This window comes from Duffyella gerundensis, assembly GCF_001517405.1.
GTDB lineage: Bacteria > Pseudomonadota > Gammaproteobacteria > Enterobacterales > Enterobacteriaceae > Duffyella > Duffyella gerundensis.
Window position 1 is genome coordinate 374,916 of sequence record NZ_LN907827.1, and the last position, 16,167, is coordinate 391,082.

The 16,167-nt window shown below is 54.9% G+C and carries 18 protein-coding genes; 16 read left to right on the plus strand and 2 right to left on the minus strand.

Annotated elements, in window-relative coordinates; all coding sequences use genetic code 11:
* Nucleotides 1–64 precede the first annotated feature (64 nt).
* The gene (mrcA, locus tag EM595_RS01580; protein WP_067427253.1) at nucleotides 65–2,620 is read right to left on the minus strand and encodes a peptidoglycan glycosyltransferase/peptidoglycan DD-transpeptidase MrcA; all 2,556 of its coding nucleotides are present in this window, start codon (nucleotides 2,618–2,620) and stop codon (nucleotides 65–67) included.
* Nucleotides 2,621–2,741: 121 nt separating this feature from the next.
* Between mrcA and pilM the strand changes: the two genes are divergently transcribed.
* From pilM to trpS, 12 genes are all read left to right on the plus strand, one after another.
* A complete protein-coding gene (pilM, locus tag EM595_RS01585; RefSeq protein ID WP_067427255.1) occupies nucleotides 2,742–3,560 on the plus strand; it encodes a pilus assembly protein PilM in 819 nt (272 codons plus the stop codon).
* 2 nt (nucleotides 3,561–3,562) lie between these two features.
* Entirely contained in the window at nucleotides 3,563–4,108 is a 546-nt protein-coding gene (locus EM595_RS01590) for a PilN domain-containing protein (protein WP_067427257.1), read from the plus strand.
* Entirely contained in the window at nucleotides 4,101–4,613 is a 513-nt protein-coding gene (locus EM595_RS01595; RefSeq protein WP_067427259.1) for a HofO family protein, read from the plus strand. Before EM595_RS01590 ends, EM595_RS01595 begins: the two co-directional genes overlap by 8 nt.
* The gene (locus tag EM595_RS01600; RefSeq protein ID WP_082691641.1) at nucleotides 4,600–4,929 is read left to right on the plus strand and encodes a HofP DNA utilization family protein; all 330 of its coding nucleotides are present in this window, start codon (nucleotides 4,600–4,602) and stop codon (nucleotides 4,927–4,929) included. The genes EM595_RS01595 and EM595_RS01600 overlap by 14 nt, the downstream gene beginning before the upstream one ends.
* Entirely contained in the window at nucleotides 4,926–6,179 is a 1,254-nt protein-coding gene (gene hofQ, locus EM595_RS01605; protein WP_071852470.1) for a DNA uptake porin HofQ, read from the plus strand. Before EM595_RS01600 ends, hofQ begins: the two co-directional genes overlap by 4 nt.
* Nucleotides 6,180–6,554: 375 nt before the next feature.
* A complete protein-coding gene (gene aroK / locus EM595_RS01610) occupies nucleotides 6,555–7,076 on the plus strand; it encodes a shikimate kinase AroK (RefSeq protein WP_067427262.1) in 522 nt (173 codons plus the stop codon).
* 39 nt (nucleotides 7,077–7,115) lie between these two features.
* Nucleotides 7,116–8,198 carry a 3-dehydroquinate synthase gene (gene aroB, locus EM595_RS01615; RefSeq protein WP_067427264.1) on the plus strand — a complete coding sequence of 361 codons (1,083 nt, stop codon included), beginning with the start codon at nucleotides 7,116–7,118 and terminating at the stop codon, nucleotides 8,196–8,198.
* A 77-nt stretch (nucleotides 8,199–8,275) separates the two neighbouring features.
* The gene (locus EM595_RS01620) at nucleotides 8,276–9,268 is read left to right on the plus strand and encodes an SPOR domain-containing protein (protein ID WP_067427266.1); all 993 of its coding nucleotides are present in this window, start codon (nucleotides 8,276–8,278) and stop codon (nucleotides 9,266–9,268) included.
* 95 nt (nucleotides 9,269–9,363) lie between these two features.
* The gene (gene dam, locus EM595_RS01625; protein WP_067427268.1) at nucleotides 9,364–10,173 is read left to right on the plus strand and encodes an adenine-specific DNA-methyltransferase; all 810 of its coding nucleotides are present in this window, start codon (nucleotides 9,364–9,366) and stop codon (nucleotides 10,171–10,173) included.
* A gap of 66 nt (nucleotides 10,174–10,239) precedes the next feature.
* Nucleotides 10,240–10,926: a ribulose-phosphate 3-epimerase gene (gene rpe, locus EM595_RS01630; protein ID WP_067427270.1), complete on the plus strand. Its 687-nt coding sequence runs from the start codon at nucleotides 10,240–10,242 to the stop codon at nucleotides 10,924–10,926.
* Complete coding sequence (locus tag EM595_RS01635; RefSeq protein ID WP_067427272.1) at nucleotides 10,910–11,590, plus strand: phosphoglycolate phosphatase; 681 nt, start codon at nucleotides 10,910–10,912, stop codon at nucleotides 11,588–11,590. Before rpe ends, EM595_RS01635 begins: the two co-directional genes overlap by 17 nt.
* A gap of 14 nt (nucleotides 11,591–11,604) precedes the next feature.
* Nucleotides 11,605–12,609, plus strand: coding sequence for a tryptophan--tRNA ligase (gene trpS / locus EM595_RS01640; RefSeq protein WP_067427274.1), 1,005 nt, complete (start codon nucleotides 11,605–11,607; stop codon nucleotides 12,607–12,609).
* Between the two features lie 40 nt (nucleotides 12,610–12,649).
* Here trpS and EM595_RS01645 read toward each other — a convergent pair whose 3' ends face one another.
* Complete coding sequence (locus EM595_RS01645) at nucleotides 12,650–13,087, minus strand: hypothetical protein (protein WP_067427276.1); 438 nt, start codon at nucleotides 13,085–13,087, stop codon at nucleotides 12,650–12,652.
* Between the two features lie 228 nt (nucleotides 13,088–13,315).
* Here EM595_RS01645 and EM595_RS01650 point away from each other — a divergent pair, with 228 nt between their 5' ends.
* The 4 genes from EM595_RS01650 to EM595_RS01660 all read left to right on the plus strand — a co-directional run bounded on the left by EM595_RS01650 (nucleotide 13,316) and on the right by EM595_RS01660 (nucleotide 16,154).
* Complete coding sequence (locus EM595_RS01650; protein WP_067427277.1) at nucleotides 13,316–14,593, plus strand: cytosine deaminase; 1,278 nt, start codon at nucleotides 13,316–13,318, stop codon at nucleotides 14,591–14,593.
* Between the two features lie 131 nt (nucleotides 14,594–14,724).
* The gene (gene ppiA, locus EM595_RS01655; RefSeq protein WP_067427278.1) at nucleotides 14,725–15,297 is read left to right on the plus strand and encodes a peptidylprolyl isomerase A; all 573 of its coding nucleotides are present in this window, start codon (nucleotides 14,725–14,727) and stop codon (nucleotides 15,295–15,297) included.
* Nucleotides 15,298–15,400: 103 nt separating this feature from the next.
* On the plus strand, nucleotides 15,401–15,571 hold the full coding sequence (locus EM595_RS20525) for a YhfG family protein (RefSeq protein WP_071852471.1): 171 nt from the start codon (nucleotides 15,401–15,403) through the stop codon (nucleotides 15,569–15,571).
* A complete protein-coding gene (locus EM595_RS01660; protein ID WP_067427280.1) occupies nucleotides 15,561–16,154 on the plus strand; it encodes a putative adenosine monophosphate-protein transferase Fic in 594 nt (197 codons plus the stop codon). Before EM595_RS20525 ends, EM595_RS01660 begins: the two co-directional genes overlap by 11 nt.
* Nucleotides 16,155–16,167 lie beyond the last annotated feature (13 nt).

A 16,167-nucleotide genomic window follows, 5' to 3' on the forward strand; every position in this document is an offset into this window, starting at 1 on the left:
CAGACAGTAAAAAGGGCCGCTTACTAAGCGGCCCTTTTTTATGCGTTGCGGTTAACCTGCATGATCAGAACAGTTCATGGCTTTCACCATTGTCCATAATCTCGGTGCCAACATCGTGAACGGAATATTCGGTCGGCTGCGTGCCATCGATAAAATATTCCTGACGAGTATTGCCGCCGCCGTTGGCCAGTTTGCCGGTGCTACGATCGATAGTGACCGTTACCACGCCAAGCGGTGGCGTTAAGGGCTGTTCAGGCACGCCATCCAGCGCCGCCTTCATGTATTGATCCCAGGCAGGCTGTGCGCTTTTCGCGCCGCCTTCATAGCCCGATATCTGATCTTTCAACGCGCCCGAGGCGGTGGTGCGACCCAGGTTGCGACGCGCATCATCAAAACCGATCCACACCGAGGTGACCACGCCCGGACCGTAGCCAGAGAACCAGGCATCTTTCGAGCTGTTAGTGGTACCGGTTTTGCCGCCAATATCGTTGCGTTTTAAATCACGACCTGCGCGCCAGCCGGTGCCCAGCCAGCCCGGCTCGCCAAAGATATTGGAGTTCAACGCGCTTTTAATCAGGAAGGTCAGCGGCGTATTGATAACGTGCGGCGCGTACTCCTGCGTATTGCTCTGCAATGCCGGATCGCCACCTACCTGCTCAAGGGCCGGCTTCGGCACCGTTTGATTAGTGCCTGTTTGTGAAGTCGCGACGTTTTCAACGCTTTCCTGATTCAGGGCCAGCGCTTTTTGCGTTTCGCCATAAATTACCGGCAAATTACACTGTACGCAGGCGACTTTCGGCTTCACTTCAAATACTTTGCCGCCCTGTTCGTTTTCGATGCGGGTGATGAAGTAAGGATCGACGAGGAAGCCGCCGTTAGCCATTACCGCGTAACCACGTACCAGCTGCATTGGCGTAAACGAGGCCGCACCCAACGCCAGTGATTCGGTATGCACGATGTTTTGTGCCGGGAAACCAAAGCGTTGCAGGTATTGCGCTGCATAGTCGACGCCCATCGCACGCATGGCGCGCACCATCACAACGTTTTTAGACTCGCCTAACCCCTGACGTAAACGGATTGGGCCATCGTAGCGTGCCGGGGAATTTTTCGGGCGCCAGTCAGAACCGGCACCGGCATCCCAGCGTGAAATCGGCACGTCATTGAGGATGGAAGCCAGGGTCAAACCGCGATCCATGGCGGCGGTATAAAGGAAAGGTTTGATGTTTGAACCCACCTGACGCAGTGCCTGGGTGACGCGGTTAAACTTGCTCTGGTTAAAGTCAAAACCGCCGACCAGGGCGCGCACGGCACCGTCGTTGGGATCGAGCGAAATCAGCGCGGAGTTCACGTCAGGAACCTGTGCCAGCCACCATTCGTTATCAACCTGACGCACCCAAATTTGCTGACCAGGCTGAACGGCCTGCGTCACGCTTTTCGGCGTTGCGCCTTGCAGGTTGTCTGATTTGAACGGGCGCGCCCAGCGTACGCCGTTCAACGTCAGTGAAACGTTGCTGCCATCGCGCATCAACGCCGTGGCTTCCGTGCTGTTAGCTGACATTACCACCGCCGGAATCAGCGGGCCGTAAACCGGCGTAGCCTTCAACGTTTTCAGCACCTGCTCCTGACGCCATGCCGCTTCGCCTACCTTCCACAGCACCGCCTGCGGACCGCGATAGCCGTGGCGCATGTCGTAGTTCAGCACGTTGTCGCGCACTGACTGTTGAGCCGCCAGCTGCAGTCGGCGCGTGATGGTGGTATAGACTTTATAGCCGTCGTTATAGGCGCCATCGCCATAGCGTTTCACCATCTCCTGACGAACCATTTCGCTGACATAAGGCGCAGAGAAAGCGATTTCAGGGCCGTGATAGGTGGCTACCAGCGGCGTATTACGCGCTTCCTGATATTGATACTGATCGATGTAATGCTGATCGAGCATACGCGCCAGCACCACGTTGCGACGCGAGAGGGCGCGTTCGTGCGAGTAGAGCGGATTGAAGGTCGAGGGGGCTTTTGGCAAGCCGGCAATCATCGCCATTTCGCTCAGGCTCAGCTGATCGATGTTCTTGCCAAAATAGACCTGCGCCGCTGCACCCACGCCGTAAGCACGATAACCAAGATAAATTTTGTTGAGATAGAGTTCGAGAATCTCATCCTTGGTTAACAGCTGTTCGATGCGGATTGCGAGGAACGCCTCTTTAATTTTGCGCATCAGCGTACGCTCAGGGCTAAGGAAAAAGTTCCTCGCCAGCTGCTGCGTAATGGTACTTGCACCCTGTGAAGCGTGGCCCGACACCAGCGCCACGCTGGCCGCACGGAAAATCCCGATAGGATCCACGCCGTGATGCTCATAGAAGCGGCTGTCTTCGGTGGCAATAAACGCTTTTACCAGCTCAGGTGGCATTTGTTGCAGCGTCAAAGGAACACGGCGTTTTTCACCGTACTGGGCAATCAAATCGCCTTCTGCGCTGTAAATCTGCATCGGGGTTTGCAGCTTGATATCTTTCAGCGTGTTCACGTCCGGAAGCTGCGGCTCGATGTATTTGTAGAGACCATAAATCGAGCCAGCTCCCAACAGCATGCAACATACCGCAAGGATTAAGAGATACTTTACGAACTTCACCTGAGATTTCCCATCTGTTGTCGTTTGGGCAGTTTATAAACAACCGCGCGGTAGTATAAAGGCAAGCCTGACGCTTTGATACGTCCTTTTCTTTCACCATGGACAGGGAGAACGCGCGAAAATGGCTTTTCAGAAATGGCAAATTGGCCTGGATATTCACAATGGCCAGCTGTGTGCACTTGGCGTGCAACGCCGACGAAACGGATGGCAACTTCGTCACTGGTGGCATCATCCGCTGCCGCAAGATACGTTAAGACAGGGAGTGCTGCAATCCTCTCCCGAACTGCTCAGCGTGCTTACACGCTGGCGTAAAATGCTGCCGCGGCATTATAGGCTATGCGTGGGATTACCGCCGCAACTGGTGATGCAACGCCCACTGGCTCTGCCGCCGCAATCACTGCGCGAGCCCGATTTGGGGCGCTACATTCATGCTGCTGCGCGGCGTCTGTTTCCGCTGGAGCCAGAATCACTGACCCTCGATTACCGCCCTTTTTCAGATAAACCCAGTCAGCTCTGTGTGACCGCCGTGCGACGCGATGTGCTGCAACAGTGGCAGAGCGTGTTAGCAGAGGCAGGAGTGCAGCCTGAAGTATTTGAGCTTTCATGGGCCGCCTTGCAGATGCTCGCCATGCTGCTCAAGCCACAGCCGGGCACCGTGCTGGTTCACCGGCTGCCCGATCAGTGGCTCTGGTATGCGCCGGGTGAACAGCAGCCTGCGTTTGGCTGCGCCGTCGCCGACGGTAGCGATCTCGCCCAGCTGCGGCTGCGTGCCTTTCCCGAGGCGCGTGCGCTATGGTACAGCAGCGATACAGGTGATGAGCCTGACAGGGTCACACCGCTCAATCCTCTCCATGCATTGCAGCTGATGCAGCCCCCTTTGCCTGTGCAGCCTTCGCGGTTCGCTCTGGCATGCGGGCTGGCGCTCAGGCCGGAGGATTGAACATGGTATGGGTCAATCTGCTACCGTGGCGCGCGCGCCAGCAGCACCATATCTTGCGGCAGTCGATGGTGATTGCGCTGAGTGCCGGTGCGATCGTAACGCTCATTGCCATGCTGCTGTTTATCTCCGCCCGCGATCGTCAGCAGCAGCTTCAGACAAACTCTGATGCGCTGATTGCTGCCAGCAAAGAGGCTGAACAACGGCTTCATCAGTTGCAGCAGGCGCTGGCGCTGCAACAGCAGCTCAATAACGCCTGGGCGCATTATCAGGCTCAGCAAAAGCTGGCGCAGCAATGGCTCGATTTTTTTATGCACCTCGGCAGCCTGATGCCAAAGGCGCTGTGGTTAACCCAGTTGCAGCGCAATGCCGACACCTTAACCTTTGCCGGTCGAGGCTATGCCATGCAGGAGATAGCCGATTTTCGTCAGAGGCTGGCAGAGCAACCGTTGTTGTTACAGGTGAAGCTGGGCAGCGTGACGCGTCAGCCTGGCGGCGAGTTGAGCTTCAGGATCGATGCGCGCGTAAAGCAGGGGGTGAACGATGGATGACGCACTGATTCGTTGGCAGCGCCTGTCGGGCTGGAGTCGTATATTGCTGCTGCTTCTGATTGCGCTTGGCTATGCGCTGATATGGCTGCAAATGGCATTACAGCCGCGATGGCAACGTATCGAACAGCTACAGCAGTCGTTAACGCAGCAGACAGACAGCTATCAGCAGCGTCTGCAACGTTTGCAGCAGCAGTTACCGCTTGCACAGGTTACCGCTGACACGCTCCGGTTACAGACGGCGCTTGCCGCCCTGAAAACAGACAGTGCGCCCGCTTTTGATCTTACCGCACTGTTAGAAAACAGCGGCGGCACGCTGGAAAAATGGACGCCACAGCAGGATGGTGCGGAGCTGACTCTTCAACTGGAGTGGTCACAGCTGCTGCGCCTGTACCACTGGCTGCTGGCGCGGCCAGTATCGCGTCTTCCTGGTCGATTGGATCTCAAGCCACAGGACGATCGACTGTCGGCCACGTTCTGGTGGACGGAGCCGCATGATGAAACATAAATGCTGGCTTTTACTGTGGTTGTTAAGTGGTTTTGGCTTTGGCCGCGATCCCTTCCAACCGCCGATAACTACGCCATGTCTCGTTAGCGTGCCTTCGCTACAGGGTTGGCAGCTCAAAGGCATCATTGGCAACGGCACACGATATATCGCCTGGATGCATGAGGATAAAGGCCGGGTTGTTGCGGTCATGCGCGAGCAGCCTTTTCCGCTACGCGAATGGCAGATAGACAGCTTTGAACCCGAGGCGGTAACGCTGTCAGCACCGGACAGCTGCCATCCGCAACAGACGATACTGCGATTAAAGGAGCAAGCATGACGGCTAAATGGACAGTGGCGTTTTTACTTATCCTCTTCAGTGCGGCGTTGCGGGCCGAAGATAAAAAACTGACGATCTCTTTTGATGAGACGCCGATTGAACGTGTGTTACAGGCGCTGGCGGAGTTTCAGCAGCTCAATCTGATGGTGGCACCTGGCGTTACTGGCCAGCTTTCACTGCGCCTGCATGATGTTCCCTGGCAGCAGGCGCTGGAGCTGGTGGCACGCATGGGGCGTTTGACGATTGAAACCGAAGGCAATGTGCTGGTGGCTTATCCAGAAAGCTGGCTGCATCAGCAGCAGCTTCAGGCCCAACAGCAGCGCGAAGACCAGCTGCAACAGCAGGCGCTGACGACACGCAACGTTATGCTGCGCTATGCCGACGCCGCAACCGTTCACGGCAGCCTGCTGGCAGAGCGTGCAACGCTGTTGAGCCCGCGCGGCAGTGCTACGGTGGATAGCCGTACTAACGCCATTTTGCTGCGTGATGTGCCCGCTAATATTAAAGAGGCCGAGCGCTGGATTCAGGCACTGGATACGCCACTGGAACAGATTGAGCTTTCGGCGCAGATCGTGACCATCAGTGAAGATCACCTGCGCGAGTTGGGCGTAAAGTGGGGATGGCAAGGCGATGACGCGATCGAGAAGGCGCTGCGTAACCCGCAACTCGGCATCGATCTTGGCGTGGCCAACCCGGCGATTACCGCGGGGCTGACGCTGGGGCGTCTCAATGGGCAGTTGCTTAACCTGGAGCTCAGCGCACTGGAGCAGGAAAATCAGATCGATATTATCGCCAGTCCGCGTCTGTTCACCTCGCATCAACAGCCCGCCAGCATCAAGCAAGGCACCGAGATTCCCTATGAAGTCTCTAACGGAAACAACGGTGCCACCACCATTGAGTTCAAGGAAGCAGTACTGGGCATGGAAGTTACGCCCTCTGTTCAGGGCAATGGCCGCATTTTGCTGAAACTACGGCTGAGCCAGAATGTACCGGGCCGCAATCTTCACAGTGGCGACACGGAAATTCTGACCATTGATAAGCAGGAGATAGAAACTCAGGTCATGCTAAAAGATGGTCAGACGCTGGCGTTAGGCGGCATCTTTCAACAGCAACGCGCCAGCGGACGTAATAAAGTGCCGTTGTTGGGAGATATTCCCGTGCTGGGTGCGCTGTTTCGCTATGATATTCAGGAACAAAAACGCCGCGAGCTGGTTATTTTTATTACGCCTCGTCTGGTACGAGAAGAGTGAACACATGAGGCGTTTTTTTTCCTCTGAAAGGCATATGCGTTTGACGCAAGACCAGAATTAGCTTACAAGGTTTAGCGATTTTAAATATGTAGCCAGAATCTCTGTTTGGAAAAGTAGGCGTTATGCCGCTTTTTTTATGCGTAACCGCATGGCAAATAATCTGATTTGGCTCGCTAACCTGTGCGGACTGAAAGGCGCCTGAACGGTTGCTGGTTGCCGTGGCAATTTATTCGGTTGCCAAACGGCCTTTAGTGTTGAGATAATTTTTTATCTGACTCTTGCACTAACGCTCATGAGGTTTCAGTTCATGTCCCGCCAGCAGAGAGATGCTGAACGCGGGGTATCATCAACGAATTTCTTAGTAATACCGAAAAAATGGCAGAGAAACGCAATATCTTTCTGGTTGGGCCTATGGGTGCCGGCAAAAGCACTATTGGTCGTCAGTTAGCTCAGCAACTCAACATGGAATTTTACGATTCCGATCAAGAAATTGAGCGACGTACCGGAGCGGATGTGGGCTGGGTGTTCGACGTCGAAGGCGAAGCTGGCTTTCGCGATCGTGAAGAAAAGATCATCAATGAATTAACGGAGAAGCAGGGTATCGTCCTGGCGACCGGTGGTGGATCTGTAAAATCACGTGAAACCCGCAATCGCCTCTCGGCGCGTGGCGTTGTTGTTTATCTTGAGACGACGATCGAAAAACAGTTAGCCCGCACACAGCGTGATAAAAAGCGTCCGTTGCTGCAGGTTGACGAGCCGCCGCGTGAGGTGCTCGAAGCGTTGGCTGACGAACGCAATCCTCTTTATGAAGAGATTGCTGATGTCACGATTCGCACTGACGATCAGAGCGCTAAAGTTGTGGCAAACCAAATCATCGCTACTCTGGAAAAAAACTGATTCAGCCCGTCAGGGCATAGCAAAAGGTTATACAGCGTCATGGAGAGGATCACCGTCACTCTGGGGGAACGCAGTTACCCCATAACCATCGCCGCCGGACTTTATCAGGATCCGGCTTCTTTTTGGCCGCTTAAAGCGGGCGATAACGCGATGTTGGTTACTAACCAGACGCTCTCACCGCTTTGGCTAACGACAGTACGTCAGCGGCTGGAAGAGGTGGGCGTAAAGGTTGACCAGGTGATCCTGCCTGATGGCGAGCAGTTCAAAACGCTGGCAGTCATGGATCAGGTTTTTACGGCACTGCTGGAAAAACCACATGGCCGCGACACCACGCTGATTGCCTTAGGCGGCGGCGTGATCGGCGATCTTACTGGATTTGCAGCGGCCAGCTATCAGCGCGGCGTTCGCTTTATTCAGGTTCCTACGACGTTACTTTCTCAGGTCGATTCCTCTGTAGGTGGTAAAACCGCCGTCAATCACCCGCTGGGTAAAAATATGATTGGCGCTTTTTATCAGCCCGCTTCCGTGGTTATCGATCTGAACTGTCTTACTACGCTGCCGCCGCGCGAACTCGCTTCGGGTCTGGCGGAAGTGATCAAATACGGCATTATCCTCGACGGTGAGTTCTTCACCTGGCTTGAAAACAACCTTGATGCGCTACTTGCGTTGGATGAAACGGCTATGGCCTGGTGCATCCGTCGCTGCTGTGAACTGAAAGCGGAAGTGGTTTCTGCCGATGAGCACGAGCATGGCGTCCGTGCGTTGCTAAACCTCGGTCACACCTATGGCCACGCTATTGAAGCACACATGGGATATGGCAACTGGTTGCACGGCGAGGCGGTGTCCGCCGGCATGGTGATGGCCGCGCGCACGGCAGAGCGGTTGGGACAGTTCAGCGCCGCGGATACCGATCGTATTATCAGGTTGTTAACGCGTGCCGGTTTGCCCGTGACCGGCCCAGCCAGCATGGATGCAGAAGCCTATCTGCCGCATATGCTGCGTGATAAAAAAGTGCTGGCCGGTAAGTTGCGTCTGGTGCTGCCGTTGGCAATCGGCAAAGCTGAAGTGCGTAGCGGTGTTACGCATGATATCGTGCTGGCTGCTATCAACGACTGCCGCTGATTCTGACGATAACGCGTTGATCTATTTTGCCGTGCTGAAGAAAGGCACGGGCTTGCTGAGTAACAGGAGGAGGTAAAATGGATGAGTTTAAACCGGAAGACGAGTTAAAACCGGATGCCAGCGACCGTCGGCCAACGCGGGCGCGCAAACCGTCCCCTGCCGCCAAAGCGCCGCTTTCCCGTCAGCATATGATGATGGGCATCGGGATTTTAGTGCTCCTGTTACTGGTGATCGGCATCGGCTCGGCGCTGACCGGCCCGGATGAGAAGAAACCCGCAGCGACCGCCGCGGATTCAAGTGCAGCGGGCAACGGCAAAGAAAAAAATATCGATCTTTCCGGTAACAGCTCAATGGCCGGGCAGCAGAACAACGTGCCTGCCACTGGCGATGCGCCGCAAAGCACCGTAAATAACAGCACGCCGCAGGAATTAAGCGCGCCGCCGGTGGCATCAACGCCAACGCAGGCCGCACCGGTTGAAGCGCCGCAGAATCAACAGCGCGTCACCTTACCGGGTGATCTGAATAACGCGTTGACCAATCAACAGGGTCAGGTTGACGATGCCGCAAATGGCGCGTCAGCATCCGGCTTGCCTGTTTCGCCGGCAACCGTAAGCGGCAGCAATGCAGCGACGGCACCTGCGGCTAAATCGCAGCCGTCACAGCCACAAAGCCCAACACGTCATGCCGCGCAGCCAGCGCGTCAGGCACCGGCGCATCGTCCGGCGGCCACGGCCAGCAGCAAGCCAGAAAACAAACCCGCAGCGCCTGCTGCGACGACGCGCAGCAATCGTGAAACAGCAACGCCATCCAGCGGCGGTAACTATACGCTGCAGCTAAGCGGTGCTTCACGTGCTGACTCGTTGAATGCATGGGCGAAAAAGCAGAGCCTGAGCAATTATCACGTCTACAAAACCAGCCGTAATGGTCAGGACTGGTATGTGCTGGTAAGCGGCTCCTACGCCACGCCTGCCGAAGCGAAACGTGCCGTTGCCTCTTTACCGGCTGAGGTCCGCGCGAAAAATCCGTGGGTGAAGCCGGTGAGTCAGGTGAAGAAAGAAGCCAGTAAATAAACCCGTTAGAGCCGAATTCTCGGCTCTTTCATCAAGCGCAGATCTGCTGTCGGTGCGTCCACAGCCATAAGAATAGAAGTTATAAAAACGACGGCATGAAAAAAAATCGCGCTTTTCTGAAGTGGGCAGGGGGCAAATATCCCCTGCTGGAAGACATCCAGCGGCACCTGCCAGAAGGTGATTGCCTGGTAGAGCCTTTTGTTGGAGCAGGATCGGTATTTCTCAATACCGATTATCCACGTTACGTGCTGGCTGATATCAACAGCGATCTCATCAATCTCTACAACATTGTCAAAACCCGCACCGCAGAGTTTATTGCTGATGCGCGGCTGTTGTTCAATGAGCAAAGCAATGATGCGATCTTTTACTACGCCAGCCGTACTGAGTTTAACGGCAGCCGCGATCCCTATCGCCGTGCGCTGCTGTTTCTCTATCTGAATCGCCATTGCTACAACGGACTTTGCCGCTATAACTTAAGCGGCGAGTTTAATGTGCCTTTTGGTCGCTATCGTAAGCCCTATTTTCCGGAAGATGAGCTGAACTGGTTTGCCGAACGGGCGCAAAAAGCGACCTTTGTGTGCGAATCATACGATGTTACCCTGACAAACGCTCAGGCTGGCTCAGTGGTCTATTGCGATCCGCCTTATGCACCGTTATCCGCTACGGCGAACTTCACGGCGTATCACACCAACAGTTTTAGCCTGCGAGAGCAGCAGCATCTGGCTGAGCTGGCGATTAAACTGGCGGAAAGTCGCATTCCGGTGCTGATTTCCAACCACGATACCGCGCAAACGCGATTGTGGTATCAGGATGCTGTTCTGCACGTAGTGAAAGCGCGGCGTTCGATAAGCCGCAGTATTACTGGTCGTAGTAAGGTCGACGAACTGCTGGCGCTGTTTAGCTAGTCTGTTTCGTCCGCGACTAGCTTATCCGGTCAGTGACTGCACTGGCGACAAAATTGGGAGAAACGGATGAAACAATTTTTGCTTGCCCCATCGATACTGTCTGCTGACTTTGCCCGTCTGGGCGAGGATACCGCTCGCGCGCTGGCTGCGGGCGGCGATGTCGTGCATTTTGACGTCATGGACAACCACTATGTGCCTAATCTCACCATGGGTCCGATGGTGCTGAAAGCGTTACGCGATTATGGCATTACCGCGCCGATAGATGTGCATCTGATGGTCAAACCGGTTGATAGTTTGATTCCCCAGTTTGCGCAGGCTGGTGCCAGCTACATTACGTTTCACCCGGAAGCCAGCGAGCATGTAGATCGCTCATTGCAGCTGATCAGAGAAAATGGCTGTAAAGCAGGGCTGGTGTTCAATCCCGCTACGCCATTGAGCTACCTCGATTATGTGATGGATAAGCTCGACATAATTCTGATCATGTCGGTTAACCCGGGCTTCGGCGGTCAATCCTTTATTCCCGGCACGCTGGACAAGCTGCGCGAAGCGCGTAAGCGCATCGATGCCAGCGGTTACGATATTCACCTGGAAGTCGATGGCGGCGTTAAGATTGATAACATTGGCGAAATTGCTGCCGCAGGCGCTGACATGTTCGTTGCGGGCTCGGCTATTTTTGGCCACCCCGATTACAAAAAAGTGATCGACGATATGCGTAACGAACTGGAGAAGTCGCGTCATGGCTCATTTCACTGATATTCGTGCACTGGCCTTCGATCTCGACGGCACGCTGATTGACAGCGCGCCAGGCCTGGCTGCTGCGATCGATCGCACGCTGGAGGCGCTGTCGCTGCGTCCGGCAGGCGTGGAACGCGTTTCAACCTGGATTGGCAACGGCGCCGATATCATGATGGAGCGGGCGCTAACCTGGTCACTCGAGCGCGCCCCACAGCCGGAAGAGCAGCATGATGCACGCGCGCTGTTTGATACGTTTTATGCGCAAACCGTGGAAGCAGGCAGTACGCTGTTTCCGCAGGTGGTGGATACGCTGGAGAAACTGCGCCAGCATCAGCTGCCGATGGCCATCGTCACCAACAAACCGACGCCGTTTGTTGCACCGCTGCTTGAGTCGTTGGGCATTGCTGACTACTTCGATTTAATCATTGGCGGTGACGACGTGGTGGTGAAGAAGCCCCATCCGGCAGCGATTTTTCTCGTATTGGGTAAGTTTGGTCTGATACCTGGCGAGCTGCTGTTTGTTGGCGACTCACGCAATGATATTCTCGCTGCGCAAGGTGCAGGATGCCCGTGCGTTGGCATGACCTTTGGCTATAACTACGGCGAGCCTATTGCCAGCAGCAATCCGGATCTTATCCTGGACAATTTCAATGAACTTTTGCCAGCCATCGGGCGGCGTTAATCAGGACAACAAGCATGAGTAAACCCATCGTTTTTAGCGGCGCGCAGCCTTCAGGTGAACTGACTATTGGCAACTATATGGGTGCGCTGCGTCAGTGGGTGCAGATGCAGGATGATTTTCACTGCATCTACTGCATTGTCGATCTGCATGCGATTACCGTGCGTCAGGATGCGGACGCGCTGCGTAAAGCCACGCTGGATACGCTGGCGCTCTATCTCGCCTGCGGTATCGATCCGGAAAAAAGCACTATCTTTGTGCAGTCGCACGTACCGGAACACACTCAGCTCAGCTGGATTTTGAATTGCTACACCTATTTCGGCGAACTGAGCCGCATGACGCAGTTCAAGGATAAATCTTCGCGCTATGCGGAGAATATCAATGCGGGGCTGTTCAGCTATCCGGTATTGATGGCGGCAGATATTCTGCTGTATCAAACCAACCAGGTGCCGGTAGGTGAAGATCAGAAACAGCATCTGGAACTGAGCCGCGATATCGCCAGCCGCTTTAATGCGCTGTATGGCGATGTCTTTAAGGTGCCGGAGCCGTTTATTCCAAAGTCAGGCGCGCGCGTGATGTCACTGCTTGAGCCTGGCAAAAAGATGTCCAAATCTGACGAGAACCGTAACAACGTCATTGGGCTGCTGGAAGAGCCAAAGTCGGTGATCAAGAAGATCAAACGCGCCATGACCGATTCAGAAGAGCCGCCGGTGATTCGTTATGATGTGAAAGAGAAGGCGGGTGTTTCAAACCTGCTGGATATTCTTTCCGGCGTAACCGGCAAAAGCATTCCGGATCTGGAGCAGCATTTTGAAGGCAAGATGTATGGCCATTTGAAAGGCGAAGTAGCAGATGCGGTATCCACCATGCTGGAAACGTTACAGGCGCGCTATCATGAGTTCCGCAATGATGAAGCGTTGCTGGAGAAAGTGATGCGAGACGGTGCCGCTAAAGCCCGTGCGCAGGCCAGCGAGACGCTGAAAAAAGTGTATCAGGCCGTGGGCTTTGTTGCCGCGCCATAAGCGCTAAGCAGCAGTGGCGATCGTCGCCACTGCTGCTGTCTTACTTTATCCGCCGCAACGAAAGCTGCGCACCATCCCAAAACAGACGCGCATTGCCATCTGCCAGAATACTCAGCACCGCGCCCGGTGCCGGTCCCCACGCGTTTTTGCCGCACATCACATTGAAGCCATATTTAAAACGAAAATCCGCATCCTGCTGACTGCCATTCGCGGCCGTCAGGCGAGGTTTGCTGCGGCAATTATCGGTCGCCGGATTAATGCTGCGCTCTGACGTGCCGCGCAGCCAGGTAATGCCATCAGGCCGAAAAGCCAGACGCGCGCCCATAAAAAGCGGATCCCGTGCAATATAGGTTTGGCCCGGCTGAGCTTTTACCGCCACCGAGACCACCTGCCAGTTGCCCTCCACCGAAGACCAGCTTACCGGCGCGGCCGTAACGCTGAGCGGCAGCAGCGCCAGGATTAAAGAGGTTAAACGCATTCTGTTTCCTTACTGAAAATGTCACAGGGAATAAAGTCGTCACGCAGACAGCATTACTTTATTGCCTGCGTCGACAATTTAGCATCATCGCGGTTTGAGCAGGCGGTTGTTTATCGTTCGGGCAGGCCATTTGCACATCTGTGAGGCAGATAACATTATGCTATGGCTGATGATTCCGCCTGCTGTGTTAGCCTGGTATCCCGCTGTGCGCACATTCTGGAGGTCTGCATGCCTGGCTCACGCTTACACACTATCAACAACGCCCGCTTAGTTGGCAAAACGGGATTGTGGCAGTTAACCCTCAGCGACGGTCTGATCCAGGCCATTGAGCCGCAGCCAGCCGGACAACAACATGATGCGCTGGACGCCGAAGGCGGGTTAGTCATCGCGCCCTTTGTCGAGCCGCATATTCATCTGGATACCACGCAAACCGCAGGTGAACCCGCATGGAATCAATCTGGCACGCTGTTTGAAGGCATTGAACGCTGGGCCGAGCGCAAGGCACTGCTCAGTCATGAAGATGTGAAACAGCGCGCCCGGCAGACGTTGAAGTGGCAGATCGCTCAGGGTATTCAGCATGTGCGAACGCACGTCGATGTCTCTGATCCCAGCCTGACCGCCTTGAAGGCGATGCTGGAGGTGAAAAGTGAGATGGCCCCCTGGCTGGATATGCAAATCGTCGCCTTTCCTCAGGAAGGGATTCTCTCCTATCCTGATGGCGCCGCACTGCTGGAAGAGGCGTTAACGCTCGGCGCTGATGTGGTCGGCGCCATTCCGCACTTTGAATTTACCCGCGAATATGGCATTGAATCGCTGCATATCGCCTTTGCCCTGGCGCAGAAATATCAGCGTCAGGTCGACGTGCACTGCGATGAAATCGATGATGAGCAGTCACGGTTTATCGAAACTGTCGCCGCGCTGGCGCTGCGGGAAAACATGGGCGCACGCGTGACCGCCAGCCACACCACCGCAATGCACTCCTACAACGGCGCCTATACGTCACGGCTGTTCCGTCTGCTTAAGCTGTCAGGCATCCATTTTGTTGCCAATCCGCTGGTGAATATCCATCTGCAAGGGCGGTTTGATGATTATCCGAAGCGACGTGGCGTCACGCGGGTGAAAGAGATGCTGGCAGAGGGCATCAACGTCTGTTTTGGTCACGATGATGTCTACGATCCCTGGTATCCACTGGGCACCGGCAATATGCTGCAGGTGCTGCACATGGGTCTGCACGTGTGTCAGCTGATGGGCTACAGCCAGATTGATGCCGGGCTGGATTTGATTACGACCAACAGCGCCCGAGCGTTAGGCCTGAGCGATTACGGCATTGCCTGTGGCAACACCGCGAATCTGCTGATTTTGCCGGCTGACAATGGCTTTGATGCGGTGCGACGTCAGGTGCCCACGCGCTATTCGATTCGTCATGGCAGAATCATTGCTGCAACCGAACCGGCACGCAGCCATATCTATTGTGGCGAGCCGGAAGCGGTGACGTTCAGGCGTTGAGCAGGCGCATACTTTGTTACAGATGTCAGGCAATTATCAGCGTAAAAATAGGTAAAGCGCTGGCTCTTGTTAAACAGGCTCTTTACAATCAAGTGCGATTTGCGTTTGTTGTCCCAGGTAAGGAAAAACCCATGTTGAAACGTACTATGACCGCTGCAGTTGCTCTGTTTGCGCTCACCGCTATTTCTTCCTCTGCGCTGGCAGCGAAAGGCGATACGCATGTGCTGCTGACCACTTCAGCCGGCAATATTGAACTTGAGATGGATAACCAGAAGGCGCCGGTATCGGTGAAAAACTTCGTTGATTACGTCAACAACGGTTTTTATAACAACACCACCTTTCACCGCGTGATCCCTGGTTTTATGATTCAGGGTGGCGGTTTCACCACCGACATGCAGCAGAAATCCACTAACGCGGCGATTAAAAACGAAGCGGACAATGGCCTGCGCAATCTGCGTGGCACCATTGCGATGGCACGCACCGCCGATAAAGACAGCGCGACCAGCCAGTTTTTTATCAATATCGCGGACAATGCCTTCCTCGATCATGGCCAGCGTGACTTTGGTTATGCGGTGTTCGGCAAAGTGGTAAAAGGCATGGATATTGCCGACAAAATTGCTCAGGTACCGACAAAAAACGTAGGTCCTTACCAGAATGTTCCGGCTAAACCTGTGGTTATCCTCTCCGCTAAAGTCCTGCCTTAATTTTTGACTGCCGCTGCTGTTTCGCCGCGGCAGCCTTTCCCTCTCCGGCAAAGGCGGTTTTTGCTGCTTATACTTAGGGCAATCCAACCACCCGGGAGGCGTTATGCCTGCAAAGCTCACCGACAAACAAAAAGTTACGTTGTGGCAACAGCATCGCTTAGCCAATTTCCTTGCCAGCTGCCGACTGGAAGGTCTGCAGCCGGCAGAACCTGCGGCGGGCGATCAGACTGCCGAACAGCGGCTGGATGCGTTACGGAGGCAATATGGCCGCTAAGGTGATGAACGGACGCGATCCCTATTTCTGGCAAAATGACGATGTGCTGAAAAACCGGCTTAATATTCACGATGCCGCACAGCTGCGCAAGGCGGAACTGGCATTCTCCACGCTGCGCGCCACCACCATTGAACTGGGACCGAAACATCCGGGCCTGCCTCACCTCCGCCAGATCCATCGCACGCTATTCCAGGATATTTACGACTGGGCAGGCGAGTTGCGTAACGTCGATCTTTATCAGGATGATACGCCGTACTGCCACTGCGAATATCTGGAAAAAGAGGGCAACGCGTTGATGGCCGGTCTGGAAGAGGAGAACGGTTTACAGGGGCTGGAGAAGCAGGTGTTTGTTGAGCGTCTTGCCTGGTACTATGGCGAAATCAATATGCTGCATCCGTTTCGCGACGGCAATGGACGTGCTCAACGCCTGTTCTTCGAGCAGGTTGCGCTGCATGCCGGTTACCTGATCGACTGGAGCCAGACAGAGCGCGAAAGCTGGCTGGCAGCCAGTCAGCAGGCAGCCGCAGGTGAAACAGACGCGCTGGCGGCCATTTTTGCCAAAGTGGTAAGCGAAGCGAAATAAATTGCGTAGAATA

Excerpts from the sequence above, each read along its gene's own strand:
- pilM (WP_067427255.1), top strand. The coding sequence starts at position 2,742 with ATGGCTTTTCAGAAATGGCAAATTGGCCTGGATATTCACAATGGCCAG.
- EM595_RS01590 (WP_067427257.1), top strand. The coding sequence starts at position 3,563 with ATGGTATGGGTCAATCTGCTACCGTGGCGCGCGCGCCAGCAGCACCAT.
- EM595_RS01595 (WP_067427259.1), top strand. The coding sequence starts at position 4,101 with ATGGATGACGCACTGATTCGTTGGCAGCGCCTGTCGGGCTGGAGTCGT.
- EM595_RS01600 (WP_082691641.1), top strand. The coding sequence starts at position 4,600 with ATGATGAAACATAAATGCTGGCTTTTACTGTGGTTGTTAAGTGGTTTT.
- hofQ (WP_071852470.1), top strand. The coding sequence starts at position 4,926 with ATGACGGCTAAATGGACAGTGGCGTTTTTACTTATCCTCTTCAGTGCG.
- aroK (WP_067427262.1), top strand. The coding sequence starts at position 6,555 with ATGGCAGAGAAACGCAATATCTTTCTGGTTGGGCCTATGGGTGCCGGC.
- aroB (WP_067427264.1), top strand. The coding sequence starts at position 7,116 with ATGGAGAGGATCACCGTCACTCTGGGGGAACGCAGTTACCCCATAACC.
- EM595_RS01620 (WP_067427266.1), top strand. The coding sequence starts at position 8,276 with ATGGATGAGTTTAAACCGGAAGACGAGTTAAAACCGGATGCCAGCGAC.
- dam (WP_067427268.1), top strand. The coding sequence starts at position 9,364 with ATGAAAAAAAATCGCGCTTTTCTGAAGTGGGCAGGGGGCAAATATCCC.
- rpe (WP_067427270.1), top strand. The coding sequence starts at position 10,240 with ATGAAACAATTTTTGCTTGCCCCATCGATACTGTCTGCTGACTTTGCC.
- EM595_RS01635 (WP_067427272.1), top strand. The coding sequence starts at position 10,910 with ATGGCTCATTTCACTGATATTCGTGCACTGGCCTTCGATCTCGACGGC.
- trpS (WP_067427274.1), top strand. The coding sequence starts at position 11,605 with ATGAGTAAACCCATCGTTTTTAGCGGCGCGCAGCCTTCAGGTGAACTG.
- EM595_RS01645 (WP_067427276.1), bottom strand. The coding sequence starts at position 13,087 with ATGCGTTTAACCTCTTTAATCCTGGCGCTGCTGCCGCTCAGCGTTACG.
- EM595_RS01650 (WP_067427277.1), top strand. The coding sequence starts at position 13,316 with ATGCCTGGCTCACGCTTACACACTATCAACAACGCCCGCTTAGTTGGC.
- ppiA (WP_067427278.1), top strand. The coding sequence starts at position 14,725 with ATGTTGAAACGTACTATGACCGCTGCAGTTGCTCTGTTTGCGCTCACC.
- EM595_RS20525 (WP_071852471.1), top strand. The coding sequence starts at position 15,401 with ATGCCTGCAAAGCTCACCGACAAACAAAAAGTTACGTTGTGGCAACAG.
- EM595_RS01660 (WP_067427280.1), top strand. The coding sequence starts at position 15,561 with ATGGCCGCTAAGGTGATGAACGGACGCGATCCCTATTTCTGGCAAAAT.